The organism is Stenotrophomonas sp. GD03794, from assembly GCF_029842145.1.
Lineage (GTDB): Bacteria > Pseudomonadota > Gammaproteobacteria > Xanthomonadales > Xanthomonadaceae > Stenotrophomonas > Stenotrophomonas riyadhensis.
The window spans coordinates 1-25,479 of the sequence record NZ_JAOCFV010000017.1; the positions used below are offsets into that span (position 1 = coordinate 1).

At 65.7% G+C, this 25,479-nt stretch carries 22 protein-coding genes; 9 read left to right on the forward strand and 13 right to left on the reverse strand.

Annotation, left to right across the window (positions count from 1 at the left end):
- Positions 1–140 precede the first annotated feature (140 nt).
- Complete coding sequence (gene purB / locus N5D91_RS11320) at positions 141–1,508, reverse strand: adenylosuccinate lyase (protein WP_180854809.1); 1,368 nt, start codon at positions 1,506–1,508, stop codon at positions 141–143.
- Between the two features lie 294 nt (positions 1,509–1,802).
- Between purB and N5D91_RS11325 the strand changes: the two genes are divergently transcribed.
- Positions 1,803–3,236 carry a class II fumarate hydratase gene (locus tag N5D91_RS11325; protein WP_180854810.1) on the forward strand — a complete coding sequence of 478 codons (1,434 nt, stop codon included), beginning with the start codon at positions 1,803–1,805 and terminating at the stop codon, positions 3,234–3,236.
- Between the two features lie 104 nt (positions 3,237–3,340).
- Here N5D91_RS11325 and N5D91_RS11330 read toward each other — a convergent pair whose 3' ends face one another.
- The 7 genes from N5D91_RS11330 to N5D91_RS11360 all read right to left on the reverse strand — a co-directional run bounded on the left by N5D91_RS11330 (position 3,341) and on the right by N5D91_RS11360 (position 7,923).
- A complete protein-coding gene (locus tag N5D91_RS11330) occupies positions 3,341–3,766 on the reverse strand; it encodes a hypothetical protein (protein WP_180854811.1) in 426 nt (141 codons plus the stop codon).
- Positions 3,767–3,866: 100 nt separating this feature from the next.
- On the reverse strand, positions 3,867–4,478 hold the full coding sequence (locus N5D91_RS11335) for a hypothetical protein (protein ID WP_180854812.1): 612 nt from the start codon (positions 4,476–4,478) through the stop codon (positions 3,867–3,869).
- A 30-nt stretch (positions 4,479–4,508) separates the two neighbouring features.
- The gene (locus N5D91_RS11340) at positions 4,509–5,396 is read right to left on the reverse strand and encodes a DUF4097 family beta strand repeat-containing protein (RefSeq protein WP_110712833.1); all 888 of its coding nucleotides are present in this window, start codon (positions 5,394–5,396) and stop codon (positions 4,509–4,511) included.
- Positions 5,397–5,421: 25 nt separating this feature from the next.
- The gene (locus N5D91_RS11345; RefSeq protein WP_180854813.1) at positions 5,422–6,450 is read right to left on the reverse strand and encodes an ABC-2 transporter permease; all 1,029 of its coding nucleotides are present in this window, start codon (positions 6,448–6,450) and stop codon (positions 5,422–5,424) included.
- A complete protein-coding gene (locus tag N5D91_RS11350; protein WP_180854814.1) occupies positions 6,447–7,322 on the reverse strand; it encodes an ABC transporter ATP-binding protein in 876 nt (291 codons plus the stop codon). The genes N5D91_RS11345 and N5D91_RS11350 overlap by 4 nt, the downstream gene beginning before the upstream one ends.
- Positions 7,322–7,681 (reverse strand): GntR family transcriptional regulator, encoded by a 360-nt coding sequence (locus N5D91_RS11355; protein WP_006453095.1) that lies wholly within the window; start codon positions 7,679–7,681, stop codon positions 7,322–7,324. Before N5D91_RS11355 ends, N5D91_RS11350 begins: the two co-directional genes overlap by 1 nt.
- Positions 7,682–7,683: 2 nt before the next feature.
- On the reverse strand, positions 7,684–7,923 hold the full coding sequence (locus N5D91_RS11360; RefSeq protein WP_180854815.1) for a hypothetical protein: 240 nt from the start codon (positions 7,921–7,923) through the stop codon (positions 7,684–7,686).
- Between the two features lie 367 nt (positions 7,924–8,290).
- On the opposite strand from N5D91_RS11360, the gene N5D91_RS11365 reads away from it, so the two are divergent.
- The 6 genes from N5D91_RS11365 (at position 8,291) to N5D91_RS11390 (ending at position 14,368) form a co-directional block, all read left to right on the forward strand.
- On the forward strand, positions 8,291–8,878 hold the full coding sequence (locus N5D91_RS11365) for a glutathione peroxidase (protein ID WP_110712829.1): 588 nt from the start codon (positions 8,291–8,293) through the stop codon (positions 8,876–8,878).
- Positions 8,879–8,974: 96 nt separating this feature from the next.
- On the forward strand, positions 8,975–9,952 hold the full coding sequence (locus N5D91_RS11370; protein ID WP_110712828.1) for an FKBP-type peptidyl-prolyl cis-trans isomerase: 978 nt from the start codon (positions 8,975–8,977) through the stop codon (positions 9,950–9,952).
- 23 nt (positions 9,953–9,975) lie between these two features.
- Positions 9,976–11,325 (forward strand): UDP-glucose/GDP-mannose dehydrogenase family protein, encoded by a 1,350-nt coding sequence (locus N5D91_RS11375; RefSeq protein ID WP_153855983.1) that lies wholly within the window; start codon positions 9,976–9,978, stop codon positions 11,323–11,325.
- Positions 11,318–11,557, forward strand: a complete 240-nt coding sequence (locus tag N5D91_RS11380; RefSeq protein ID WP_049445667.1) for a SlyX family protein — start codon at positions 11,318–11,320, stop codon at positions 11,555–11,557. Before N5D91_RS11375 ends, N5D91_RS11380 begins: the two co-directional genes overlap by 8 nt.
- 10 nt (positions 11,558–11,567) lie before the next feature.
- Positions 11,568–12,248, forward strand: a complete 681-nt coding sequence (locus N5D91_RS11385) for a DUF2058 family protein (RefSeq protein ID WP_110712826.1) — start codon at positions 11,568–11,570, stop codon at positions 12,246–12,248.
- A gap of 47 nt (positions 12,249–12,295) precedes the next feature.
- Positions 12,296–14,368, forward strand: coding sequence for an acyltransferase family protein (locus tag N5D91_RS11390; protein WP_180854816.1), 2,073 nt, complete (start codon positions 12,296–12,298; stop codon positions 14,366–14,368).
- 12 nt (positions 14,369–14,380) lie between these two features.
- On the opposite strand, the gene N5D91_RS11395 is transcribed toward N5D91_RS11390, so the two are convergent.
- The 4 genes from N5D91_RS11395 to N5D91_RS11410 form a co-directional block, all read right to left on the reverse strand.
- Entirely contained in the window at positions 14,381–15,565 is a 1,185-nt protein-coding gene (locus tag N5D91_RS11395) for an MFS transporter (RefSeq protein ID WP_180854817.1), read from the reverse strand.
- An 89-nt stretch (positions 15,566–15,654) separates the two neighbouring features.
- Positions 15,655–18,339 (reverse strand): methionine synthase, encoded by a 2,685-nt coding sequence (metH, locus tag N5D91_RS11400; RefSeq protein WP_219635101.1) that lies wholly within the window; start codon positions 18,337–18,339, stop codon positions 15,655–15,657.
- Positions 18,340–18,396: 57 nt separating this feature from the next.
- Positions 18,397–19,488 (reverse strand): homocysteine S-methyltransferase family protein, encoded by a 1,092-nt coding sequence (locus N5D91_RS11405; RefSeq protein ID WP_110712822.1) that lies wholly within the window; start codon positions 19,486–19,488, stop codon positions 18,397–18,399.
- Between the two features lie 13 nt (positions 19,489–19,501).
- Positions 19,502–20,431: a metalloregulator ArsR/SmtB family transcription factor gene (locus N5D91_RS11410; protein WP_053450235.1), complete on the reverse strand. Its 930-nt coding sequence runs from the start codon at positions 20,429–20,431 to the stop codon at positions 19,502–19,504.
- Positions 20,432–20,584: 153 nt separating this feature from the next.
- On the opposite strand from N5D91_RS11410, the gene N5D91_RS11415 reads away from it, so the two are divergent.
- Positions 20,585–21,733, forward strand: a complete 1,149-nt coding sequence (locus N5D91_RS11415) for an acyl-CoA dehydrogenase family protein (RefSeq protein WP_097049561.1) — start codon at positions 20,585–20,587, stop codon at positions 21,731–21,733.
- Between the two features lie 155 nt (positions 21,734–21,888).
- Positions 21,889–22,152, forward strand: coding sequence for a hypothetical protein (locus N5D91_RS11420; RefSeq protein ID WP_080355173.1), 264 nt, complete (start codon positions 21,889–21,891; stop codon positions 22,150–22,152).
- A gap of 140 nt (positions 22,153–22,292) precedes the next feature.
- Here N5D91_RS11420 and N5D91_RS11425 read toward each other — a convergent pair whose 3' ends face one another.
- Positions 22,293–25,466, reverse strand: a complete 3,174-nt coding sequence (locus N5D91_RS11425; protein ID WP_164161232.1) for a multidrug efflux RND transporter permease subunit — start codon at positions 25,464–25,466, stop codon at positions 22,293–22,295.
- Positions 25,467–25,479 lie beyond the last annotated feature (13 nt).

Genomic DNA, 25,479 nt, shown 5'->3' on the forward strand with positions numbered 1-25,479 from the left:
ACGGGTTCACGGCGTGTCCCGCGAATCCAACCCGCCCCGCCAAGCACGGCAAAAACCCAGAGCCGCTCTTGACGTTGATGTTGCTGTTGCAGTTGCCTGCCGCAGGCAGCGCCCGCGGCCGCCGCCGCAAAGGAAACCCCTTAGATCTTCTTCGCCAGCGACTCGGCCAGGCCGGTGTAGCTGCCCGGGGTCATCTCCAGCAGGCGCTGCTTCGCATCCGCCGGCAGCTCCAGCCCCTGCACGAACGCGCGCATCGACTCGGCGGTGATGCCCTGGCCGCGGGTCAGCGCCTTCAGCTGCTCGTACGGGTTCGGCAGGCCGTGGCGACGCATCACCGTCTGCACGGCCTCGGCCAGTACTTCCCAGGCTGCGTCCAGATCGGCGTCCAGGCGCTGCGGGTTCACTTCCAGCTTGCCCAGGCCCTTGGCCAGCGAATCCAGCGCCACCTGGCTGTGGCCGAACGCGGTGCCCAGCGCACGCAGCACGGTGGAATCGGTCAGGTCACGCTGCCAGCGGCTGATCGGCAGCTTCGCGCTGAAGTGCTCGAACAGCGCGTTGGCGATGCCGAAGTTGCCTTCCGCATTCTCGAAATCGATCGGGTTGACCTTGTGTGGCATCGTCGACGAGCCGACTTCGCCTTCCTTCAGGCGCTGCTTGAAGTAGCCCAGCGAAACGTAGCCCCAGATGTCACGGGCCAGGTCGATCAGGATGATGTTGGCGCGGCGTGCGGCATCGCCGATCTCGGCGATGTTGTCGTGCGGCTCGATCTGCGTGGTGTACGGGTTGAACACCAGGCCCAGGCCGGTCACGAAGCGCTCGGCGAAGGCCGGCCAGTCCACGTCCGGGTAGCTGGCGATGTGGGCGTTGTAGTTGCCCACCGCGCCATTGATCTTGCCGGTCAGTTCGACCGCGGCAATCTGCCTGCGCTGGCGCTCCAGGCGCGCGACCACGTTGGCCAGCTCCTTGCCCAGGGTGGTCGGCGAGGCGGTCTGGCCGTGGGTGCGCGACAGCATCGGCAGGCCGGCCTGGGCGTGGGCCAGGCTGCGCAGGGTGCTGGCGATGCCGTCCAGGGTCGGCAGCAGCACCTCGCGGCGGGCCTGTTCCAGCATCAGGCCGTAGCTGAGGTTGTTGATGTCTTCGCTGGTGCAGGCGAAATGCACGAATTCCAGCGCCGGGGCCAGCTCGGCGTCGTCCTTCAGCTGTTCCTTGATGAAGTACTCCACCGCCTTGACGTCATGGTTGGTGGTGCGCTCGATTTCCTTCACGCGCGCGGCCTGGGCCGGGCTGAAGCTGGCGGCCAGGGCGCGCAGGCGGGCGACGGCGGCGTCGGAGAACGGGGCCAGTTCGACGATGCCCGGCTCGGCAGCCAGGGCCAGCAACCACTCCACTTCGACCGTGATGCGGGCCTTGATCAGGCCGTACTCGGAGAAGATCGGGCGCAGGGCGTCGACCTTGCCGGCATAGCGGCCATCGAGCGGGGACAGGGCGAGCAGGGCGGAATCGGACATGTCGGCAGGGCTGGGGCGAGCGGCGGGGGCCATATTCTACGACGTGCCGGTGAGGTAGTGCCGGCCGCTGGCCGGCAACCACGCCCGGCCCACGACTCCATGGATTGCCGGCAAGCGGCCGGCACTACCCCTTGCGCGTGCAGATCGGCCGTGCAGACGGAACGATCTGGCCCGTCCTCGTCATCCCACGCTATCGGCAAGGGAGTATCGTGGGCGCAGCCGCCAGCCCGGGAAGCGACACCCTGCCAGCCGCCGCTTCCCTTTCCCCAACTGAAGTAGTGCGGAGTTGATGCAATGAGCAAAGCTGCAAGCAAGGGTTTCAGAATCGAACACGACAGCATGGGCGAGCTGCAGGTACCTGCGGACGCCCTGTGGGGCGCGCAGACCCAGCGCGCCGTGCAGAATTTCCCGGTGTCGGGCCAGCGCATGCCGCGCGGTTTCATCCGCGCCCTGGGCCTGGTCAAGGGCGCCGCCGCCGGCGTCAACGCCGAGCTGGGCCACCTGCCGAAGAATGTGGCCAAGGCCATCCAGACCGCTGCTGCCGAAGTGGCCGCCGGCAACTGGGACGCGCAGTTCCCGATCGACGTCTACCAGACCGGTTCGGGCACCTCCTCGAACATGAATGCCAACGAGGTCATCGCCACCCTGGCCAACCGCGCGGGCAAGGCCGGCAAGACCGCGGTGCATCCCAATGACCACGTCAACCAGGGCCAGAGCTCCAACGACGTGATTCCGACCGCGTTGCGGGTGTCGGCGGTGTTGGCGACGCATGAGCAGCTGCTGCCGGCGCTGGTGCACCTGCGCAAGACCCTGGACAAGAAGGGCCGCAGCCTGCGCAAGGTGGTCAAGACCGGCCGTACCCACCTGATGGACGCGATGCCGCTCACCTTCGAGCAGGAATTCGGCGCATGGTCGGCGCAGCTGGCCTCGGCCCAGGAGCGCATCGAAGACAGCCTCAAGCGCGTGCGCCGGCTGCCGCTGGGCGGCACCGCCATCGGTACCGGCATCAACGCCGATCCGCGTTTCGGCGCGCAGGTGGCCAAGGCGCTGAAGCAGCAGACCGGTTTCAAGTTCGATAGTGCCGAGAACAAGTTCGAAGGCCTGGCCGCGCAGGATGATGCGGTCGAACTGTCCGGCCAGCTCAATGCACTGGCCGTGGCGCTGATCAAGATCGCGAATGATCTTCGCTGGATGAATGCCGGTCCGCTGGCCGGGCTGGGCGAGATCGAACTGCCGGCACTGCAGCCGGGCAGCTCGATCATGCCGGGCAAGGTCAATCCGGTGATTCCGGAAGCCACCGTGATGGCCTGCGCGCAGGTGATCGGCCACCACGCCGCGATCACCGTGGCCGGCCAGACCGGCAACTTCCAGCTCAACGTCACCCTGCCGCTGATCGCGGTGAACCTGCTCGATGGCATCGGCCTGCTGGCCAACGTGTCCACCCTGCTGGCCGACAGTGCGATCGCCGGGCTGAAGGTGCGCGAGGACCGCGTTGCCGAAGCGCTGGCGCGCAACCCGATCCTGGTCACTGCACTTAACCCGATCATCGGTTACGAGAAGGCAGCTGCGATCGCCAAGCGTGCGTACAAGGAACAGCGCCCGGTGCTGGATGTGGCGCTGGAGGACAGTGGCCTGGAAGAAGCCGAGCTGCGCCGCCTGCTGGACCCGACGGCGCTGACCGCTGGCGGCATCCAGGCTGGTGGTGGTGGCGGCGGCGCCGGCGGTTGATCGGCCGGTTGTAGAGTCGAGCCATGCTCGACTGTTGTTCCGGAGTCGAGCATGGCTCGACTCTACAGAAAGCAGAAACGCCGCCCTTGGGCGGCGTTTCTGCTTCAGCGACGGTCGGCGACGATGTTGCCGAAGGTGTCGGTGTAGTCCTTGAACTCCGGGATGCGCTGGATCAGGTCCGCCGGAATCACATCCATGCCTTCCGGCGGCTGGATCTTCACCGGCTGCATGTTGGGATCGGCCGGCGCGGCCACCAGGGTGTTCTGGCGCAGTACCTGCAGCTTGCCGAACATCGTCTGCAGCATCTGCTTCTGTCCGGCGTCCAGCGGAATCTGGATCTCGTCCACCTTCATCGTGCCATCGCCGAGGATGATGATGTTCGGTGCCGGCGGGCGGCGCACGGTGACCATGCCGTCGCTGACGGAAATCTTGGGCTTGCCGCGCTCGGCGCGATGGTTGCGGTAATCCTTGTCACAGCCGGCCAGGCCCAGGCAGAGCAGGGCGACCAGCAGCAGGAACAACTTCTTCATGGCATTCGGTTCGGGGGCATCCGGGGCCACCATTGTAAGCCGGCCAGTGCGACGCGGCCGGCCGTGTAACACCACGACCGGCCGGGTGCGCTGATTTGTCTCACTTCGAGAACGTGACAGAGTTGTTCTTGCCGCAGTCGTCCACGTCGCTCTGGTCCATCGTTGCGTACGGCTTGAAGGCCGGCAGCTCGCGCGCCAGGGCCTGCTGGCTGGCCAGCATCGCCGGCAGGCGTTCGCAGATGCGCTTGGCCTGCGCCTCGATCTTCGCGGCTTCGGCGTTGATGCGCTTCTCCACGCCTTCGCTGTCGCCGCTGAAGATGCCCTTCAGTGCTTCACCGGCCGCATTGGCTCCCAGCTTGGCGCCGGCCAGGCCGACATCCATGCCGTCCATCGCGATGGCCACCACGTGGCCACGGTACTCCTGCAGGTGGCGGCGCTGGGTGTCGTTGGCGGTGATTTCCTTGCCCGCGATCAGCAGGCGGCCATCCGGGGTGATTTCCGCGCGTGGCTGCTGGTCGGCGGAGATCTTGATGTTGCCCTCGGCGATGTCCTTGCGGGCATCGTCCATGGCTTCCTTGACGGTCTGGCCGACGCCGCTGGTGGCTTCGGCGACGCTCTTGCCGACGGTCTTGTCGGGCGAGGACGAGGTGCCGCCGCAAGCGATCAGCGGCAGGCACAGCAGGGTGGCAGGCAACAGGCGCAACAGGTTCATGGTGGTCCCCTGGAGGTGTCTGGAAGAGGATTACTTGCTGCGCGGCAGGGTGACCTTGCCGCTGACATTGCGATGATCGACGTCACCGCTGCCGCTGTGGTCGACGGTCAGGCTGCCGCCTACGCCGTCGACCTGGATGTCGCCCGAGCCGTGGCTGCGGACGTGCACGTTGCCACCGATGTCGGCCAGGTCGACGCCGCCGGAGCCGACCACGCCCACCTCGACACTGCCTTTCACCCGCTTGAACTCGATATCGCCCGAGCCCACGGTGTCCAGCCGCGCGTTGCCACGCACATCGGTGATCTTCAGGTCACCGGAGCCCACGGTACCGGTGCTGGCATCACCGCTGATGTTGCGCACGTTGACATCGCCGGAGCCCAGTGACAGCAGGTTCAACGAAGTGCCGCCATCGATGTTGAGGTCGCCCGAACCCACCGCGGCGTGGATGCTGCCACGGGTGCCGCGGGCCACGGCATCACCGGAACCCACGTCCACGCTCAGCGACTGCGCGTTCTCCACGCTGGCATCGCCCGAGCCGACCTTGAGCTGCAGCGGCAGGTTGTCCGGCACGCTGCCGCGGACGTCCAGCCAGGCGTAACTGTTGCCGATGCTGATGCTGGGCGAGCGACCTTCGCGGCGCAGGCTGACCACCAGCTTGTCACCGACCCTGCGCTGGTCCAGTACCAGCTGGTCCAGCCATTCCTGGCTGGAGGCGCAGGCACGCCCTTCCAGCTGACCGCCGCCGGCGCTGGCGGTGATCTTCAGGTCATGCTGGTTGACCTCGAATACCACCGCCTTGGCACCGGCCAGGTCCAGCTTCAACGTGCGGGCAGCGGTGAACTTGCAGTTCTGGGCATCGGCGGCCAGGGCCGACAGCGGCAACAGCAACAACGCAGTACAGGCGAGCAGGGAACGCATGGGTGGTGCCTCCGGGTGGATGGAATCAGATCTCGCCGGCGCGCTTGCGCAGGCGGATGGCGAGGAAGATGAACACTGCACCGACAGCGGCGCCGATCCACAGTTCCGGCATCGCCAGCGACTTCAGCTGCGAGGCCGGGGACATCAGGCTGACGACCGAGTCCAGATCGCGGCGCGATGCTTCGTCGGCGCCGAGGCGATACAGCAGGTCCATGCCGGGCACGCCGCCCAGCAGCAGGCGGCCGACGATGTTCTGCCAGAACCAGCCGGTGGTCAGGCCGAACAGCGGCATCATCTTGGTGGAGCTGACAATGATGCCGGCAAACAGCGGCAACATTACCGCCCACAGGAACGGCTTGCTCCTGGCCCATGCCGAGCACAGCAGCAGCCAGCCGGCGGTGGGCAGGGCCCACAGGGCATAGACCGGAATCCAGGCCAGGTGTCCAGCGGCCAGGGTCAGCGGGCTGGCCGGGCCCCAGATCAGGGTCATCGGGCTGCCACCGTGCAGCAGCGCGACGGCACTGATGATCAGCATGAAGCCGAACATGGTGAGGATGCCGGCGATGACCGCGATCAATGGTGCCACGATCAGTGCGCTGATCACCTTGGACAGCACGGTCTGCGTGTCCGACAGCGGCAACGACTTCCAGAACAGGATGCTGCGGTCACGGCGATCGTCGTAGAGGGCGCCGAGGCAGTAGAAGAACACGACGAAGGCCAGCACCACGAACGGCCAGCTTGAACTGAGTACCAGAGTCAGGTCCAGGCCGTTGCCAAGATCAGCAAGGTCCTTGGCACTGATGTCACGGGTGAGCAGGGCCAGGTTCAGGCCGTTGATGTTCACGTTCTCGCCATCGATGTGCAGGCCGCCGTCGCGTGCTGCACGGTTCAGCGCGAACAGGCCGAAGGCAATGCCGGCGATGCTCATCACCAGTGAGATCAGGCCCGCGATCAACGGGGCATACAGGAAGCCGCCGCGGTTCTCCCAGTACTCGCGCTTGAGCAGCCAGCGCAGGGTGCCGATCGGGCTGATGGGGTGGTTGACGGCATTCATGCGTAGGTCCCCTTCATGATGGCGACGAACAGGTCGGCCAGGCCCGGGATGCGGGTCTCGCCGAGAGAGGAAAGCTGGGTGCGCGGCACGCCATCGAACAGCATCACGGTCTTGCCGAACGCCAGGCTGCGCTCGTCGATCGGCTTCAGGGCGCGCGCGGTGTCCAGCTGGTCGGCATTGACCAGCAGCTCGGTATAGCGCTGGCCGACGTCGTCCATTTCCGCGTCGAGCACGATGCGGCCATCGCGGATGAACATCACGTCGCTGAGGATGTGCTCGATCTCCTCCACCTGGTGGGTGGTGACGATGATGGTTTTCTGTTCGTCGAAGTAGTCTTCCAGCAGGCGCTGGTAGAACTCCTTGCGATAGAGGATGTCCAGGCCCAGGGTGGGCTCGTCCAGCACCAGGATGCGGGCATCGATGGCCATCACCAGTGCCAGGTGCAGCTGCACGATCATGCCCTTGGACAGCTCGCGCACGCGCTGCTTCGGCTGCAGCTTGGTGTTGGCCAGGAAGCGTTCGCAACGGGCGCGGTCGAAGCGCGGGTGGACGCCGGCGACGAAATCGATCGCCTCGCGGACCTTCAGCCAGCGTGGCAGCACGGCGACGTCGGCGATGAAGCAGATGTCCTTCATCAGTTCGTCGCGGTGCAGCCGCGGGTCGCGGCCGAGCACGCTCAGGTCGCCTTCCACCGAGGTCAGGCCAAGGATGGCCTTCAGTGCAGTGGTCTTGCCGGCGCCGTTGGGGCCGATCAGGCCGACGATGCGCCCGCTCGGAATGCTGAAGCTGGCATTGTCGAGGGCAACGGTGGTCTTGTAGGCCTTGCGCAGGCCTCGGGCGGTGATGACCGATTCGCTTGCAGTGCTATTCATCAGACTTTCCCCTGGGGCAGCAATTCATCAAGGCTCAGGCCCAGGCGCTGGATGCGCTCCAGGACCGCCGGCCATTCTTCGTTGAGGAAGCGGTCGCGCTCGCTGCTGCGCAGCTGCGTGGCCGCCTGCTCGGTCATGAACATGCCCAGGCCGCGGCGCTTCTCGACCAGGCCTTCGTCAGCCAGTTCCTGGTAAGCGCGCGAAACGGTGATGGGGTTGAGCTGGTAGTCGGCGGCCACCTGGCGCACCGAAGGCAGGGCGTCGCCCGGCTTGAGGATTCCGTCGAGCATCATGGCGATCACGCGCTCCTTCAACTGACGGTAGATGGGAGCGCCGTCGCTCCACTGGATGTCGCTCATATTCAGCTCCGTGGGGTCAGCGGCTGTGCGAACGAGAAATACGGCATGGACAGGGAGCTGTGCAGCCGACGCGGGGGAGAGGGGGGGGAGGGATCGGCGTTCCCTGCCGGAGAGGCGGTCGCGTCCTGCGCACTGTCAGCGGAGTCGGGGAGGCTGGGCGCGGCCAACCAGGCCAGCACGATCAGGGTCGAAACAGCAGCGGCCGCGGGTGCGGTGAGGTTGCGACGGATCCGGGCGTTCATGGCTTCCCCCTGTCTCAGGTGACTGGTGTTGTATGCAACTATAACACCGGCACGCCTACGTGCAACCCCTTGCCGGCCCCAACTGATGGCAGGGGTGGTCAGATGACTGAAACTTCAATTTATGTGATTGATTTGGAAGGGAAATAAAACTGTCGCAGATGCCGATCCAGGCCGGCCTTCCATTCAGTGATGTCCATGCTATGTCATCGCGACGCCGTCGATGGCGCCCGGGCAGTGCAATCGCCACGCCGCGCAAAGCCCGGATGGGCCTGTGCCATCAGGGGCGCCGAAGCCCGGTGCTATAGTTCGGCCGATTCCCGGCCGGCAGTGGCCGGGCCTGGTGAATGGCTACTGCGGACCCCTCCTGATGCCCCTGTCGACCGTTTCCCCGCGCCGCCTGCGCGGCCTGTCCCTGTTGGCCCTGCTGGTGGCCGGCGTCGCCGGTTCTGCCAGCGCGCTGGCGGCCGATCTGCTCGACCTGGACTACCGGCCGCTGGCCAGCAAGCAGCAGGTCAACCTGCAGCAGCGCTACCACGGCCAGGTACTGCTGGTGGTCAACACCGCCAGCAAATGCGGCTACACCCCGCAGTACGAAGGACTGGAGGCGCTGCAGAAGCGCTATGCAGGCCGGGGCTTCGCGGTGCTGGGCTTCCCGTCCAACGACTTCAAGGGCCAGGAGCCGGGTGACGAGAAGCAGATCCAGGACTTCTGCACGCTGACCTATGGCGTCAAGTTCCCGATGTTCGAGAAGGTGCATGTGGTTGGTGCGGAGGCTACGCCGCTGTACCAGCGCCTGACCGCGGCCACCGGCGTGGCGCCGGGCTGGAATTTCCACAAGTACCTGGTCGGCCGCGACGGCAAGGTCATTGCCCAGTTCGCCAGCAAGGTGACGCCGGACGATCCGCAGCTGACGGCTGCCATCGACAAGGCGCTGGCCGCAGCGGCCACGCATTGATATTCGGCACGGATGCCTCGACATCGACGGCATGCGTGCGACAATGTTTCTTTTCGCGCCGACGTCGGCGCCCAGACACTTCCAGGAATGCAGCGAATGAAGATGGGAATGCGCGGCGCCGCGGCGTCGGTTCTGATTCTGGCGATGGGCACTTCGGGTGTCGCTCTGTCGCAACAACCGGCTGCCCCCGCAGCCGCCAAGGAGACCGCAACCTTGAATTCCCCCAAGCAGAAGCTCGGCTACGCCATCGGCCTGGACGTGGCCAAGTCGTTCACCCCGATCGCCGATGAGATCGACGTTGCCGCCCTGCGCACCGCTGTGGAGCGTTCGTTCGAAGGCCTGCAGCCGCAGATCACCCAGGAACAGGCCAAGGCCACCGATGCCGCGCTGCGCCAGGTCGTGATGGCCCGCAGCGGCCAGCAGGTGCCGGGCATGGCGCCGGGTTCGGAGCCGCCGAAGGTCGACCGCGTCAAGGTGTCGCAGATGATCGGTTCCTACTCGGTAGGCCCGTCGCTGGCGCAGCTGAAGGACGACATCGACGTCGCCTCGCTGTTTGACGCGATCAGCACCGGCCTGAGCAAGGGTCAGCCGAAGATGACGGAAGCCGACGCGACCGCCACCATCCAGGCCTTCATGGGCAGCAAGCAGGCTGAAATGCAGGCCAAGGCTGCCGCCGCCGCGCAGACCAACCGTGAGGAAGGCAATGCGTTCATGGCCAAGAACAAGACCCAGCCGGGCGTGGTGACCACCGCGTCGGGCCTGCAGTACCAGGTCATCCGCCCGGGCAGCGGTGAGCGCCCGCTGCCGAGCAGCAAAGTGCGCGTGAACTATGAAGGCAAGCTGCTCAACGGCACCGTGTTCGACAGCTCCTATGGCCGTCAGCCGGCCGAGTTCGGTCTGGACCAGGTGATCAAGGGCTGGACTGAAGGCGTCGCACTGATGCCGGTCGGTTCGAAGTACCGCTTCTGGATCCCGGGCAACCTGGCCTATGGCGAGAATGGCACCCCGGGTGGCCCGATCGGCCCGAACGCGACCCTGACGTTCGACGTCGAGCTGCTGGGCGTTCTGCCGTAAGTCATCCAGGAGCGAATACGGATATGCGCGTTGCGATTTTTGGTACCGGTTACGTTGGACTGGTGACCGGTACCTGCCTGGCCGATGTTGGTCATCAGGTGGTCTGTGTCGATATCGACCAGGCCAAGGTGGATGGCCTCAACCAGGGCATCATTCCGATCTATGAACCCGGCCTGGAGCCGATGGTGAAGGCCAACCATGCCGCAGCGCGGCTGGCGTTCACCACGGATGCCGCGGCCGCCATCGATCATGGCCAGGTGGTGTTCATCGCCGTTGGTACGCCGCCGGACGAGGATGGCAGTGCCGATCTTCAATACGTGCTTGCCGTAGCCCGGACCATTGGTCGGCACATGAGCGTGCCGACCGTGGTGGTGAACAAGTCGACGGTGCCGGTCGGCACCGCCGACAAGGTGCGTGCCGCCATTGCCGAAGAGCTGGCCGCGCGTGGCGCGGACATCGCCTTCGACGTGGTGTCCAACCCGGAATTCCTGAAGGAAGGCGATGCGGTTGCGGACTGCATGCGCCCGGACCGCATCATCATCGGTGCGGCGAACGAAGAGTCGGTGGCGGTGATGCGCCGCCTGTATGCGCCGTTCAACCGCAACCACGACCGCGTGGTGGAAATGGATGTGCGTTCGGCCGAGCTGACCAAGTACGCGGCCAACGCGATGCTGGCGACCAAGATTTCGTTCATGAATGAAATCGCCAATATCGCCGAACGCGTGGGTGCCGACGTCGAGCAGGTCCGCCAGGGCATTGGTTCGGATCCCCGCATCGGCTGGCACTTCATCTACCCGGGCGCCGGTTACGGCGGCTCGTGCTTCCCCAAGGACGTGCAGGCGCTGGCCCGCACTGCCCAGCAGTACGGCCTTGAGCCGAAGCTGCTGAACGCGGTGGAGGCGGTCAATGATGCGCAGAAGGGCCATCTGTTCGCCCTCATCCAGCGCCATTACGACAAGGGCGAGGACGAAGGCGTGCGCGGCAAGACCTTTGCCGTGTGGGGCCTGGCGTTCAAGCCGAACACCGACGACATGCGCGAAGCCTCCAGCCGTCGCCTGCTGGCGCAGCTGTGGGAAGGCGGTGCGACGGTGCGTGCCTACGATCCGGAGGCGATGCACGAGTCGCAGCGCATTTTCGGCGAACGCGATGACCTGGTGTTCTGCAACAGTGCCGATGAAGCGCTGCAGGGTGCCGACGCGCTGGTCGTGGTGACCGAGTGGAAGCAGTTCCGCAGCCCCGACTTCCAGAAGCTGCGCGAGCAGCTGAAGGATGCGGCGGTGTTCGACGGGCGCAACCTGTACGAACCGGCCGAAGTGGAAGCTGCAGGCCTGGCCTACTACGGCATCGGCCGGGGACGTTCGCTGCATGTCTGATCTACCGTCCGAACGCGAGCAGGCGCTGGAAGCGCGCCTGGTCGAGCTGGAAATGCGCGTGTCCTTCCAGGAACAGGCGCTGGCCGAACTGAGCGATGCGCTGGCGGACGCCCGCATGCAGGGCATGCGCAACGCCGATGTGCTGCGCGTGCTGCTGGAAGACCTGGGCAAGGTCCGCAACGCACTCAATTCTTCCGATCCGGCGAGCGAACCGCCGCCGCCGCACTACTGATCCGAATCCTATGAGCGATACCCTCCGCGACCAGCTGATGGGCCTGGGCTTCAAGCCGGCGCCCAAGCCCGAGCGCAAGAATGATGGCCCCCGCCGCGATGGCCGCCCGCAGGGCAAGGGTGGCAATGGCAATGGAAAGCCGCAGGGCGCCGGCAAGGGCGAGCACAAGCCCGGTGAGCGCCGTGGGCAGGGCCATGGTGGTCCGGGCAAGCCCGGTGGTCAGCGTGGCCAGGGCCAGCACGGCCCGCGCAAGCCGCGCAGTGCCGAAGAGATGGACCTGGCCAAGGCCTATGCCATCCGCGCGCAGCGGGAGAAGGAAGAGCGCATCGAGACCGAGCGTCTGAAGCAGGAAGAAGCGCGCGTGCGTCGCGAGGCGAAGGCCAAGCTGGAAGAACTGCTGAAGGACAAGAGCCTCAATGCCGAAGCGGCGGACATTGCCCGTCACTTCCCGTATGGCGGCAAGATCAAGCGCATCTATGTGACTGCCGAACAGTTGACCGCGCTCAACGCCGGTGAACTGGGCGTGGTCCAGCTCAATGGTCGTTACCTGCTGGTGACTGCCGAGGTGCTGGCACAGTCCGAGGCAGTGTTCGCCGCATCGGTGGCGCTGAAGGTTGATCCGAATGCGCCGGCCGAGGAAGATCCCTACGCGGACCCGCAATACCAGGTGCCGGACGACCTGGTCTGGTAAATGCGTGAGCGCTGCGGTGCATTGCCGCCGCGTCCTTGGGGGAACGGATGAGCGCTGATCCAAGTCGTGGCTACGTGCCGCACATCGACGGCCTGCGCGCGATCGCCGTGCTGGCCGTCATCGTGTTCCATCTTGATCCGGCCTGGTTGCCGGGCGGGTTCACCGGCGTAGACGTGTTCTTCGTCATCTCCGGTTTCGTGGTCAGCGCCTCGGTACACCGGCTGCCGCCGTTGTCGCTGTGGCAGTCGATGCTGCGCTTCTATTCGCGCCGTATCCGCCGCATCGCACCTGCGCTGATCAGCTGCCTGCTGTTGACCGCCGTGGCGAGCGTGCTGTTCATTCCCGAGTCCTGGCTCAGCGAGGCCAGTGACAAGACCGGGCTGATGGCATTCTTCGGCTTCAGCAACTGGGTGTTGGCGCTGATCGGCAACGATTACTTCGCGCCCAGGGCCGAATTCAATCCCTACACCCATACCTGGTCGCTGGGCGTGGAGGAGCAGTTCTACCTGCTGTTCCCGCTGCTGTTCCTTGCCTGGGCGCGCAGCGTGCGTGGGCGTTGGATCAGCCTGGGCCTGTTCGCAGTGGTCAGTGCGGCGTCGTTGCTGCATGCCGCTATGCTGGGCCTGCGCGAGGTGCCGCCGTCGTGGGCGTTCTACGCCACCAGCACGCGGTTGTGGCAATTGGGCGTTGGCGTGCTGTTGTTCCAGTTGCTGCATGTGCGCGAATCGCTGGATCCAGTGACGGGGGCGGCACTGAAGCGCGCCGCGCCCGTGTTTTCGCTGCTTGCGCTGGCGGCACTGGCGCTGTTGGGCTGGGCGTTGTGGACTGCACGGGCAGGGCATTCGCCGTGGCCCGATGGTCTGCTGCCGACCTTCGCTGCCGCAGGTCTGCTTTGGGCGCTGCATCATCATCCGCAGGCCTGGGTGGCACGCCTGCTGGCCAGTCGGCCGATGCGCTACATCGGCCTGCTGTCGTACTCACTGTATCTGTGGCACTGGCCGGTGTTCGTGCTGATGCGCTGGACCGTGGGCCTGCAGACACCGTTGCAGATGACCGCTGCGCTGGCGCTGGTGCTGCTGCTGTCGTGGCTGTCGTGGCGCTGGGTGGAACAACCATTCCGTGGCGGATTGGCGCAGCGTCTGCGCCCGGGGCGTTGGGTGCTGGCCGGCGCGGCCGTGCTGCTGGTGGCGGCTGGCACCCAGACCCTGATGTACCTGCAAGCGCCGCGGATATCACTGAGCACGGTCAGCCGGCATCCGGCCGACTGGTATCCCAACGGCAAGAGCGTGGCAGGCGACTATCCCGACTGCAGCCTGGTGGCCACCAAGCGACGCTTCGAAGGTGGCAGCATGCGGACCTATGCCCGCGGGGCCTGCGAACGGCCGCTGTCGGCGGGCGCGCCGAAGCGGGTCTTCGTTGCCGGTGATTCGCATGCGATGGCCTACATCGAGCTGCTGCAGCGGCTGGCACTTGAGACCGGCTCGGAGGTCGTCCTCTACGGGCGAGGTGGATGCCCGCAGGTAAGCCTGCAGACGTGGCGTGGCGCGGGTGCCGGTTGCAGTGATTTCGACGCAGCAGTGCTCGCCGACGTCACGCGACGAGCGCAGCCAGGTGATGCCGTGGTACTGGTCTCACTGCGGATACCGCGCTTGTCCGACCAGTTTGTGTTGTTCGACGCGCAGGCACAGCTGGCGGGCGAGCTGACCCCGGAAGCCGCCGCAGGGCGTGAGGCCGACGTGGCCGAGGCGATCCTCCAGTGGAAGCCGTTGGCCGAGCGCGGCGTACGCATCGTACTGGAGGCCCCCAAGCCGGTATTGCCGGCGCCGCCCTACCGCTGTTCGGACCGCTTCAACGCGCGCAACGAGATCTGCCGCAACGGCCTGGACAGCACGCGCGAGGCGATGGAGACGCTGCGGGCGCCGATGCTGGGCAGCCTGCGGAAGGTGGCTGATGGCCTGCCGGGCGGCGTGCTGTGGGATCCGATGCCGGTGCTCTGCGACGACGTGCTGTGCCCGGCGCAGCGCGATGGCCGGCCGCTGTTCTTCGATGGCGACCACCTCAGCGCGCACGGCAACCGGGTGCTGCTGCCGTCGCTGCAGCGGGTGCTGCTGCAGCGCTGATCCTGCGCATGGTCAGTGCGCGCGACGGCGCCGTTTCGCGCGGATCAGTGGCAGGCTCAGGGCGAAGAAGCACAGCAGGGCGCCGACCAGGGCGAAGCCGCTGCCGGCCAGGAACGCCGTGCGGCCATCATCGATCTTCCATAGCTGCCCGGCAATGAGCGCGCCCAACACGCCACCGACACCGGACGAAAAGCCATACAGCAGGCCCTGGCCATGGCCGTTGAGGCGGCCCGGGAAATAGGTCGCCAGCATCTGCATGGCTGCGGCGAAGAAGGCCGCAAAGCCCAGCGCGTGCGCGGTCTGCGCCAGCAGCATCACCGGCAGGTTCTCCGGGAACAATGCGGTCACCGCCCAGCGCAGGCAGGAGCTGACCAGCGCGATCAGCAGCATCCAGCTGGCGTCGTAGCGGCGGAAGAAACGGCCGATGGTGAAGAACACACCCACTTCGAACACCACGCCGATGGTCCACAGCAGGCCGAGCGTGGATGTGCGGTAGCCGTGATGGTCCATGTAGACCGAGAAGAACGTGTAGTACGGCCCGAACGAGAGCTGTTCCATGAAGGCGGCCAGGAAGAACGCCAACACTGGCGGCCGCCGCACGATCTGCCAGAAGCCGCTGGCGTCGCCCTCGGCTTTGCCGATGCCGCGTGCGTAGTGGTTGCTGAAGGCGGATGCGACCAGCAGGACGAACAGTGGCAGCATCATCCACGGCAGCAGCCCGGCGTGGCTGGTCGTGCCGTCGCCTTCAATCAGCCACCCGAACAGGGTGACGACGGCGATGAAGCCGAGCGAGCCCCAGACCCGGATCAGGCCGTAGCGATGGCTGTCACTGCCGAGATGGGTGAGGGTAATCGATTCGAACTGCGGCATCACCGCGTTGTAGAAGAAGCAGAACACCACCATCGCCGGGTACATCCATGGCTGCGGCAAGGGCAACAGGAAGGCGGCGAAGCTGATCAGGGTCAGGATGCAGCCGATGCGCAGCAGGCGGATCGGCCGTGGCGAGGCTGCCGCCAGCGAGGTCCAGGTGCTGGGCGCGACCACGCGCGTGGCATACCACAGGCCCATCATCACGCTGATCGCGGTCACGCTCATCCCGCGCGCGGTCAGGAACAGGCTCCAGTACGGAGTGAACGCGCCAAGTGCCGCGTAATAGAACAGGTAGAAGCTGGAGAGCCGGGCAACGGGGACAGTCATCGCGGAATGATGAAGCAAAAAGGGGACGGAGGGGATTAAGTCGCTTGCGGCACAAACGACTTAATCCCCTCCGTCCCCTTTTTTCCGTGTCATTCGGGGTCGTAGTCGAGGTTGGAGGCGAGCCAGCGCTCGGCCTGGGCGCGGTCCACGCCCTTGCGCCGGGCGTAGTCGCTGACCTGCTCGCGGCTGAGGCGGCCGACCACGAAGTACTGGCTCTGCGGATGGCTGAAGTAGTAGCCCGAAACGGCCGCCGTAGGCAGCATCGCGAAGCTCTCGGTCAGTTCCATGCCGGCGTTGGCTTCGGCCTGCAGCAGGTCGAACAGGCGCCGTTTCTCGCTGTGCTCCGGGCATGCCGGGTACCCTGGCGCCGGGCGGATGCCACGGTACTGCTCGTCGATCAAGGCTTCATTGTCCAGCGTTTCGGCGCGCTCATGGCCCCAGAATTCGGTACGCACGCGCTGGTGCAGGCGCTCGGCCAGCGCCTCGGCGAAGCGGTCGGCGAGGGCCTTCAGCAGGATCGCGTTGTAGTCGTCATGCTCGGCCTCGAAGCGCGCGACATGCGCGTCGATGCCGATACCGGCGGTGACAGCGAAGGCGCCGATCCAATCCTGCCTGCCGCTGTCGGCCGGGGCGATGAAATCGGCCAGGCAGAAGTCCGGGCGCTCGGCCGGCTTGTCCACCTGCTGGCGCAGGAAGTGCAGCGTGGTCTCGCCCAGCGGGTGCTGCACGCGCACGTCGTCGCCGATGCTGTTGGCCGGCCACAGGCCGAACACGGCCTTGGCGGTCAGCCATTTCTCGCTGACGATGCGCTCGAGCATCGCGTGGGCGTCCTTGTACAGATCGCTGGCCTGGGTACCGACGATCTCGTCGGTGAGGATGGCCGGGAACTTGCCGGCCAGCTCCCAGGCCTGGAAGAACGGCGTCCAGTCGATGTAGTCGACCAGTTCGGCCAGCGGGTAGTCGTCGAATATGTGCAGGCCGGGCTGGTCCGGTGCCGGTGGTGTGTAGCTGTCCCAGCCGCCCTGGAATTTCTGCCCGCGCGCGTGTTCCAGCGAAACCAGGCGTTTGGCATCGCCACGGTTGCGATGCCGCGCGCGGATCTCGGCATAGTCGGCCTCGTTGGCGGCGACGAAGGCCTCGCGCAGGTCACGCGAGATCAGCGACTGGGCCACGCCGACCGCGCGCGAGGCGTCCTTCACCCACACCGTAGGCGCTTTGTAGTGCGGGTCGATCTTCAGCGCGGTGTGCGCGCGCGAGGTGGTGGCGCCGCCGATCAGCAGCGGCAGGTTGAAACCCTGGCGCTCCATCTCGCGGGCGACGTGGCTCATCTCCTCCAGCGAGGGAGTGATCAGCCCGGACAGGCCGATCAGGTCGGCGTTGTGCTCGCGCGCGGCATCGAGAATCTTCTGCGCCGGCACCATCACGCCAAGGTCGACCACCTCGAAGTTGTTGCAGGCCAGGACCACGCCGACGATGTTCTTGCCGATGTCATGCACATCACCCTTCACCGTGGCCATGATGATCTTGCCGTTGCTCTTGGCGGTGTCGCCACTGCGCGCCTTCTCGGCCTCGATGTAGGGCAGCAGATAGGCCACAGCCTTCTTCATCACGCGCGCGGATTTCACCACCTGCGGCAGGAACATCTTGCCGGCGCCGAACAGGTCGCCGACCACGTTCATGCCATCCATCAACGGACCTTCGATCACGTCCAGCGGGCGGCTGGAGGCCTGCCGGGCCAGCTCGGTGTCTTCCTCGACGAAGGCATCCAGGCCATGCACCAGCGCATGCGCCAGGCGCTGCGCCACCGGCTTGCCGCGCCAGGCCAGGTCTTCGGTCTTCGCCGCGCCCTTCTTGCCCTTGTAGCGCTCGGCGATCTCCAGCAGGCGCTCGGTGGCATCACTGCGGCGGTTGAGGATCACATCCTCCACGCGCTCGCGCAGCTCCGGTTCCAGTTCGTCGTAGATCGGCATCGCGCCGGCGTTGACGATGCCCATGTCCATGCCGGCGGCAATGGCGTGGTACAGGAACACCGAGTGGATGGCCTGGCGAACCGTTTCATTGCCACGGAACGAGAACGAGACGTTGGAAACACCACCGGACACATGGCAGTGCGGCAGCGTCTGCTTGATGATGCGGGTGGCTTCGATGAAGTCCACTGCATAGTTGTCGTGCTCTTCGATGCCGGTGGCGACGGCGAAGATGTTCGGGTCGAAGATGATGTCCTGCGGTGGGAAGCCGATCTCGTCAACCAGGATGCGGTAGGCGCGGGTGCAGATCTCGACCTTGCGCGCACAGGTATCGGCCTGGCCGCTTTCGTCGAAAGCCATCACCACCGCTGCGGCACCGTAGCGCAGCACCTTGCGTGCGTGCTCGCGGAACAGCGCCTCGCCTTCCTTCAGCGAGATCGAGTTGACCACGCTCTTGCCCTGCAGGCACTTCAGGCCGGCCTCGATCACGCTCCACTTGGAGGAGTCGACCATCACCGGAATACGGGCGATGTCCGGCTCGGACATGATCAGGTTGAGGTAGCGGGTCATCGCTGCCTCCGAATCAATCAGGCCCTCGTCCATGTTGACGTCGAGGATCTGCGCGCCGCTGGCCACCTGCTGGCGGGCCACGTCCACCGCTTCTTCGTAGCGGCCTTCCTTGATGAGCTTGCGGAACTGCGCGCTGCCGGTCACGTTGGTGCGTTCGCCGACGTTGATGAACAACAGGTCCGGGGTGATGACCAGCGGTTCCAGGCCGGACAGGCGGGTAGGGCGGACAGGCGTCATGGCAGGCGTCGGCTCAGCAGCAATAGGGCGGGAAGTGCGGAACGGTGGCGGCGACATTCATGCAGCCTGCTCCTGGACACGGGGCAGGGCGCGCGGCGGCAGCCCGGCTACGGCCTCGGCGATTGCGCGGATATGGTCAGGGGTGGAGCCGCAGCAGCCACCGACCAGGTTCAACAGGCCATCCTCGGCGAAACCGCGCAGGGTACTGGCCATGTCCTCGGGCGTCTCGTCGTACTCGCCGAAGGCATTGGGCAGGCCTGCGTTGGGGTGCGCGCTGACGTAGCAGTCGGCGACCTGCGAAAGGGTTTCCACGTGCGGGCGCATCGCATCGGCACCCAGCGCGCAGTTCAGGCCGATCGACAATGGACGCGCATGCGCGAGCGACGCGTGGAAGGCCTCGGCGGTCTGCCCGGACAGGGTGCGTCCCGATGCGTCGGTGATGGTGCCGGAGATCATCACCGGCAACCGTGCGCCACGCGCATCGAAGGCTTCTTCCAGTGCATACAACGCGGCTTTCGCGTTGAGGGTGTCGAAGATGGTCTCGACCATGAGGGTGTCGGCCCCACCGTCGATCAGGCCTTCGATGGCTTCGCGATAGGTGTCGCGAAGTTCGTCGAAGCTGGTGTTGCGGAAGCCCGGATCGTTGACATCGGGGCTGATCGAGGCGGTGCGGCTGGTCGGGCCGATCACCCCGATCACGAAGCGCGGCTTGCCCGGCGTGGTTGCGGCCACGGCGTCGCAGCAGGTACGGGCGACCGCAGCACCGGCCTTGTTCAACTCGTACACCAGGTGCTCGAGGTGGTAGTCGGCCTGGCTGACCGACGTGGCGTTGAACGTGTTGGTCTCGACCAGATCCGCGCCCGCTTCCAGGTAGGCGGTGTGGATGTCGGCGATGACCTGCGGCCGGGTCAGCAGCAGTAGATCGTTGTTGCCCTTCAGGTCATGGCCTTCCTGCACGGCGTGGTCGCAAGCGGGGCCATGCACATGATCGTAGCCACCGGCGAAGCGCTCGCCACGGTAGTCGTCTTCCTGCAGGCCATGGCGCTGGATCATGGTGCCCATTGCGCCGTCGATGATCAGGATCCGCTCACGCAGGGCGTCGAGCAGGGCATTGGCACGATCAGGATGCAGCCAGGGCAGGGCGGACATGGCGGTCTCGGCGTCAGGGCTTGTTGGCGATCAGTGAAATCACTTCAAAATGCGGCGGGCGCTTTTCGCGGGTAACCGTCTCCAGGCTGGATACCTGCAGGCCGGCCTTGTCGACGAATCTGCGCAGTTCCTTGTCGCTGAAGCCGAGGTTGACGTGGCCGTAGGCCTCCACCGCCGCCTTGTGCTCGTGGCGGGCCAGGCTGCACAGCAGCAGGCGGCCGCCAGGGCGCAGCACGCGCGCGGCTTCGGTGACCGCCTGCGCCGGTTTGCTGGCGTAGGTCAGCGCGTGCATCAGCACCACCAGGTCGAAGCTGCCGTCCTTGAAGGGCAGGGCATGCATGTCGCCCTCGCGCACTTCCACGTTGGGCAGGCGGCGCAGGCGTTCGCTGGCGGCAGCAACCACGCGCGCGCTGGTATCGATGCAGATGTAGCGCTTGGCATGCGGGGCGACCAGTTCGGCCAGCACGCCGTCGCCGGAGGCGATGTCGAGCACGTCGCCGGTCTCAAGCAGCGGCAACGCAGTGCGCGCGAGGGCTTCCCAGGTGCGGCCCGGGGAGTAGTGGCGCTCCATGTCGCCGGCCACGCTGTCGGCCCAGTTCTGGTCGGCGGCACGGTGGGCCAGCACGGCGGCAACCCGTTCAGCGTCCTGCCGCAGCAGCGGGTCGTCGCTTCCGTTGCTCAAGGCATGCCACAATGCGCGCTGCGCCGGGTCCAGCTGGGCCTCGTCGAAGCGGTAATAGGCCGACACGCCGGCACGGCGGTCACGGACCAGGCCGGCTTCCTTCAGGCGCGCCAGATGGGTGGACACGCGTGGCTGCGCCAGGCGGGTGATCGCCGACAGTTCGGCCACGGTCAGCTCTTCCTGCTCCAGCAGCGCCAGCAGGCGCACGCGGGTCGCATCGGCGAACACCTTGAGGCGGGTCGACCAATCTTCCAGATCCATAAATATCTACCTATCGCGATATAGAGATATATTCGCCGAGAAGGCCTTCCGCGGTCAAGTCGCTGGCGTACGGAAACTGGCGGGCCCCGGTACAATCGAGGCACCTGGGCGCGCGGTGCGCGGCCCATAACTTCATGTACCCGGGAGGGTGTTGTGGATTTCAGCTTTACTGAAGAGCAGTTGATGCTGCAGGACGTGGCGCGGCGCATCGCGCAGGAGAAGATCGGCCCGAGCGCGGAGCACCATGACCGCACCGGCGAGTTCCCGCTGGACAACATCCGCCTGCTGGGCGAGAACGGCCTGATGGGCATCGAAGTGCCGACCGAATACGGTGGCGCGGGCATGGACCCGGTGGCGTACGTGCTGGCGATGGTGGAGGTCGCCGCCGCCGACGCTGCCCACTCGACCATCATGTCGGTCAACAACTCGCTGTTCTGCAACGGCATCCTCACCCACGGTACCGAGGAACAGAAGCAGAAGTATGTGCGTGCCATCGCCGAAGGCGAGGCCATCGGCGCGTTCGCGCTGACCGAGCCGCAGTCCGGTTCGGATGCCACCGCCATGCGCTGCCGTGCAGTGAAGCAGGCCGATGGCACCTTCGTCATCAACGGCAAGAAGAGCTGGATCACCTCTGGCCCGGTGGCCAAGTACATCGTGCTGTTCGCGATGAGCGAGCCGGACAAGGGCGCGCGCGGCATTACCGCATTCCTGATCGATACTGACAAGGCGGGCTTCGGCCGTGGCAAGACCGAACCGAAGCTGGGCATTCGTGCCTCGGCCACCTGCGAGATCGAGTTCAACGATTACGTGGCACAGGCTGAGGATGTGCTGGGCCAGGAAGGCGAAGGCTTCAAGATCGCCATGAGCGTGCTCGATGCCGGTCGCATCGGCATCGCCTCGCAGGCCATCGGCATCGCCCGGGCCGCGTATGAAGCGACCCTGGAATACGTGAAGGAGCGCAAGGCCTTCGGCGCGGCCATCGGCACCTTCCAGATGACCCAGGCCAAGATCGCCGACATGAAGTGCAAGCTGGACGCAGCGCTGCTGCTGACCCTGCGCGCTGCGTGGGTGAAGGGCCAGGGCAAGCGCTTCAGCACCGAAGCGGCAGTGGCCAAGCTGACGGCCTCGGAAGCGGCGATGTGGATCACCCACCAGGCCGTGCAGATCCACGGCGGCATGGGGTACTCGAAGGAAATGCCGCTGGAGCGCTACTTCCGTGATGCCAAGATCACCGAGATCTACGAAGGCACCTCGGAGATCCAGCGCCTGGTGATCGCCCGCAACGAGACCGGGCTGCGCTGAGTTCGACCGGCCGCGCCGCTGCAACGGCGGCGCGGCCAGTAGATCCACGCCATGCGTGGATACACGGTCTTCTTGGCCGAGCGATACCCGATCTGGTCCAATGCAAGCCGGTTTTTACGCGGTCTGCAAAGATGATCTATCGAGGTTGGGGATTCATGACGCTGGTGACGCCGATTGCAGCCATCCTGCTGCTGGCGTACTTCTTTCCGCATGAAGGCTCCAGAGGCAACACGCCGCTGCCCCAGGTTCTGTTGGGTGCAGGCATCGGCGCAGCGGTGAACGTATTGCTGGGTTTGTGGCTCAACCGTGCGCCCCGGCAGAAGGGTATGGCTGCACCCCATCATTTCTTCTTTGTGCCGATGCAATGGGCTGCATTGGCTCTCGTGGTGGTATGCGTGGTGGTTGCGCTGCTGCGCTGAGACGCCGGCTTGGCATGCGCCAACCTTGGTTGGCATGGATCCAGCGGCGCCAACCAAGGTCGGCGACTACCGGCTTCATGGCACGAATGAAAAAGGCCCCGGATCGCTCCGGGGCCTTTTCGTTTCAACTCACCGCCGGATCAACGATCCGGGCGGTGCGCGGCTTCCGCGTCGCGCTGGCGCTCCATGAATTCCTTGGAGGACTCATCCAGCTTGTCACCCAGCATGCGGCGCACGACCACGAAGAACACCGGGATCATCAGCAGGCCGAGCAGGGTGGCGAACAGCATGCCGCCGATCACGCCGGTGCCGATGGCGTGGCGGGAGTTGGCGCCGGCGCCGGTGGAGATCGCCATCGGGATCACGCCCATGATGAACGCGAACGAGGTCATCAGGATCGGTCGGAAACGCAGGCGTGCCGCCTCGATGGTGGCATCGCGCAGGGTCTTGCCTGCTGCGCGCTGCTCCACCGCGAACTCCACGATCAGGATCGCGTTCTTCGCGGCCAGGCCGATCACGGTGATCAGGCCGATCTTGAAGAACAGATCGTTGGGCAGGCCGCGCAGCATCGACAGGCCGAGAGCGCCGAGCACGCCCAGCGGCACGACCAGCAGCACCGCCACCGGGATCGACCAGCTTTCGTACAGGGCCGCCAGGCACAGGAACACCACCACGATGGACAGCACCAGCAGCAGCGTCGCGGCGTTGCCGGCCAGGATTTCCTGGTAGGACATGCCCGACCAGTCGTAGCCGAAGCCGGCCGGCAGGTCGTCGTTGACGATGCTCTCCATGGTCTGCATTGCTTCACCCGAGCTGGTGCCCGGGGCCTGCGAGCCGACGATGTTGATCGCCGAGTAGCCGTTGTAGCGGCTCAGCGACGGCGGTGCCGACACCCATTCGGACTTGACCACCGTGTTGAGCGGGATCATCGCGTTGGTGCCGTCGGCATTCGTGGTCAGGCTGGACGGGCTGTAGAAGCTCTTCAGCGACTCCTGGCCGGTGCGATACGGGCCATCGGCCTGCATGGTCACGCGCTTGATGCGGCCTTCGTAGAAGAAGTCATTGACGTACACCGGGGCCAGCATCAGCTGGATGGTGCTGTACACGTCCGACACCGACATGCCCATCGACTGCGCCTGCACGCGGTCCACATGCAGCTGCAGCTGCGGGGCGTTTTCCAGTCCGTTCGGGCGCACGCCGACCAGTGCCTCGGGCTTCTGCGCGGCGTTGCCGAGCAGGATGTTGCGCGCCTGGGTCAGCTGCTCGTAGCCGGCACCGCTGCGGTCCTGCAGCCACATGTCGAAGCCGCCGAACTGGCCGAGGCCCTGCACGGTGGGCAGGTTGACCACGAAGATCTGTGCTTCCTTGATGCCGTAGAACGCGCCGTTCATGTTCTGGATGAACTCGGGCGCGGTGAACTTGCGTTCCTCCCACGGCTTCAGGCGGATGAAGCCCATGCCCACGTTCTCGCCGGAACCGACGAAGCTGAAGCCGGCCACCTGCAGCATGCCTTCATAGCCATCCTGCTTTTCCAGGATGCCACGCATCTGCGCGAACACTTCGTTGGTCTGGCCCTTGGTCGAGCCCGGCGGCAGCTGTACGATCGCCAGCGCGTAGCCTTGGTCTTCTTCCGGCAGGAAGCTGCCCGGCATGCGGGTGAACAGGAAGCCGCACAGTGCGGTCAGCACCACGAACAGGATCATCCAGCGCGGCGCATGGCGCACCGCCGAGGTGATGTGGCCCACATAGGTGTGGCTGATCTTGTCGTAGTACTTGTTGAAGGTGCGGTAGACGATGTTCGGGTTGTCGTTGTGCGTCGGCTTGAGGAAGGTCGCGCACAGCGCCGGGGTGAAGCCCAGTGCCAGGAACGCCGAGAACGCCATCGAGATGGCGATGGTCAGCGCGAACTGCTTGTAGATCTCACCGGCGGCACCACCCTGCAGGGCGGACGGGATGAACACCGCGGCCAGCACGACGGTGATCGCCACCACCGCGCCGGTGATCTGGGTCATCGCCTTCTGCGTGGCCGGCTTCGGCGCCAGGCCTTCCTCGGTCATGATGCGTTCGACGTTCTCGATCACCACGATGGCGTCATCGACCACGATGCCGATCGCCAGCACCATCGCGAACAGGGTCAGCTGGTTGATCGTGAAGCCGATCATCCACATGCCCAGGAAGGTGCCGAGCAGGGCCACCGGGATGACCAGGGTCGGGATCAGCGTGGCGCGGAAGTTCTGCAGGAAGATCAGCATCACCAGGAACACCAGGAACACTGCTTCGAACAGTGTCTTGACCACTTCCTGGATGGAGATCTTGACGAAGGTGGTGCTGTCGTACGGCGAGAACCAGGTCACGCCGGACGGGAAGCTGGGCTGCAGCTCATCCATCTTGGCGCGTACCGCATCGGCCACGTTCAGGGCGTTGGCGCCCGGCAGCAGCTGGATGGCGAAGGCGCCGGTCGGCTTGCCGTTGTACTGGGTGTCGAAGCCGTAGTTGTTGGCACCGAAGGCAACGCGGGCGATGTCCTTCAGCAGCACGCGCGAGCCGTCAGCATTGGCGCGCAGGATGATGTTCTCGAACTCCTGCGGCGAGCTGAAGCGGCCTTCGGCCGAGACCGTGGCGGTGAAGTGCTGGCCTTCCGGCGACGGGTCCGAACCCAGCGCACCGGCAGCGAACTGCACGTTCTGCGCACGCACCGCGGCCAGCACCTGGCTGGCCGACAGGCCGTAGCCCTGCATCTTCTCCGGGTTCAGCCAGATGTTCATGGCGTACTCGGAACCGAACTGCTGGGTGCTGCCGACGCCGGGGATACGCGAGACCTGGTCGAGCACGCGCGAACCGACGATGTCGTTCAGGGCGTCACGGTTGATGGCCGGCGTATCGGACTGCAGCGCGATCACCATCAGGAAGCCGGCGTTGGCCTTGGCCACCACCACGCCCTGCTGGGTTACTTCCGAAGGCAGTCGTGGCGTGGCCAGCGAGACCTTGTTCTGCACCTGCACCTGGGCGATGTCCGGATCGGTACCGGTCTCGAAGGTCAGGGTGATCTGCGCACGGCCGTTGGAGGCCGACGAGGAGCTGAAGTACAGCAGGTGATCGATACCGGTCAGCTGCTGCTCGATCACCTGGGTGACCGATTTCTCGGTGGTGTCCGCACTGGCGCCCGGGTAGGTCGCCGAGACGGTGACCTGCGGCGGGGCGATGTTGGGATAGGACTCCACGCCCAGGTTGAGGATCGCGATCACGCCGCTGAGCGAGATCAGGATCGCAACCACCCAGGCGAAGACTGGATGTTCGATGAAAAATTTAGGCATGACGGAAGGTTCC

Bases quoted from the DNA above. Each gene is read 5' to 3' on its own strand.
- purB (WP_180854809.1), bottom strand. From the start codon at position 1,508: ATGTCCGATTCCGCCCTGCTCGCCCTGTCCCCGCTCGATGGCCGCTAT.
- N5D91_RS11325 (WP_180854810.1), top strand. From the start codon at position 1,803: ATGAGCAAAGCTGCAAGCAAGGGTTTCAGAATCGAACACGACAGCATG.
- N5D91_RS11330 (WP_180854811.1), bottom strand. From the start codon at position 3,766: ATGAAGAAGTTGTTCCTGCTGCTGGTCGCCCTGCTCTGCCTGGGCCTG.
- N5D91_RS11335 (WP_180854812.1), bottom strand. From the start codon at position 4,478: ATGAACCTGTTGCGCCTGTTGCCTGCCACCCTGCTGTGCCTGCCGCTG.
- N5D91_RS11340 (WP_110712833.1), bottom strand. From the start codon at position 5,396: ATGCGTTCCCTGCTCGCCTGTACTGCGTTGTTGCTGTTGCCGCTGTCG.
- N5D91_RS11345 (WP_180854813.1), bottom strand. From the start codon at position 6,450: ATGAATGCCGTCAACCACCCCATCAGCCCGATCGGCACCCTGCGCTGG.
- N5D91_RS11350 (WP_180854814.1), bottom strand. From the start codon at position 7,322: ATGAATAGCACTGCAAGCGAATCGGTCATCACCGCCCGAGGCCTGCGC.
- N5D91_RS11355 (WP_006453095.1), bottom strand. From the start codon at position 7,681: ATGAGCGACATCCAGTGGAGCGACGGCGCTCCCATCTACCGTCAGTTG.
- N5D91_RS11360 (WP_180854815.1), bottom strand. From the start codon at position 7,923: ATGAACGCCCGGATCCGTCGCAACCTCACCGCACCCGCGGCCGCTGCT.
- N5D91_RS11365 (WP_110712829.1), top strand. From the start codon at position 8,291: ATGCCCCTGTCGACCGTTTCCCCGCGCCGCCTGCGCGGCCTGTCCCTG.
- N5D91_RS11370 (WP_110712828.1), top strand. From the start codon at position 8,975: ATGAAGATGGGAATGCGCGGCGCCGCGGCGTCGGTTCTGATTCTGGCG.
- N5D91_RS11375 (WP_153855983.1), top strand. From the start codon at position 9,976: ATGCGCGTTGCGATTTTTGGTACCGGTTACGTTGGACTGGTGACCGGT.
- N5D91_RS11380 (WP_049445667.1), top strand. From the start codon at position 11,318: ATGTCTGATCTACCGTCCGAACGCGAGCAGGCGCTGGAAGCGCGCCTG.
- N5D91_RS11385 (WP_110712826.1), top strand. From the start codon at position 11,568: ATGAGCGATACCCTCCGCGACCAGCTGATGGGCCTGGGCTTCAAGCCG.
- N5D91_RS11390 (WP_180854816.1), top strand. From the start codon at position 12,296: ATGAGCGCTGATCCAAGTCGTGGCTACGTGCCGCACATCGACGGCCTG.
- N5D91_RS11395 (WP_180854817.1), bottom strand. From the start codon at position 15,565: ATGACTGTCCCCGTTGCCCGGCTCTCCAGCTTCTACCTGTTCTATTAC.
- metH (WP_219635101.1), bottom strand. From the start codon at position 18,339: ATGACGCCTGTCCGCCCTACCCGCCTGTCCGGCCTGGAACCGCTGGTC.
- N5D91_RS11405 (WP_110712822.1), bottom strand. From the start codon at position 19,488: ATGTCCGCCCTGCCCTGGCTGCATCCTGATCGTGCCAATGCCCTGCTC.
- N5D91_RS11410 (WP_053450235.1), bottom strand. From the start codon at position 20,431: ATGGATCTGGAAGATTGGTCGACCCGCCTCAAGGTGTTCGCCGATGCG.
- N5D91_RS11420 (WP_080355173.1), top strand. From the start codon at position 21,889: ATGACGCTGGTGACGCCGATTGCAGCCATCCTGCTGCTGGCGTACTTC.
- N5D91_RS11425 (WP_164161232.1), bottom strand. From the start codon at position 25,466: ATGCCTAAATTTTTCATCGAACATCCAGTCTTCGCCTGGGTGGTTGCG.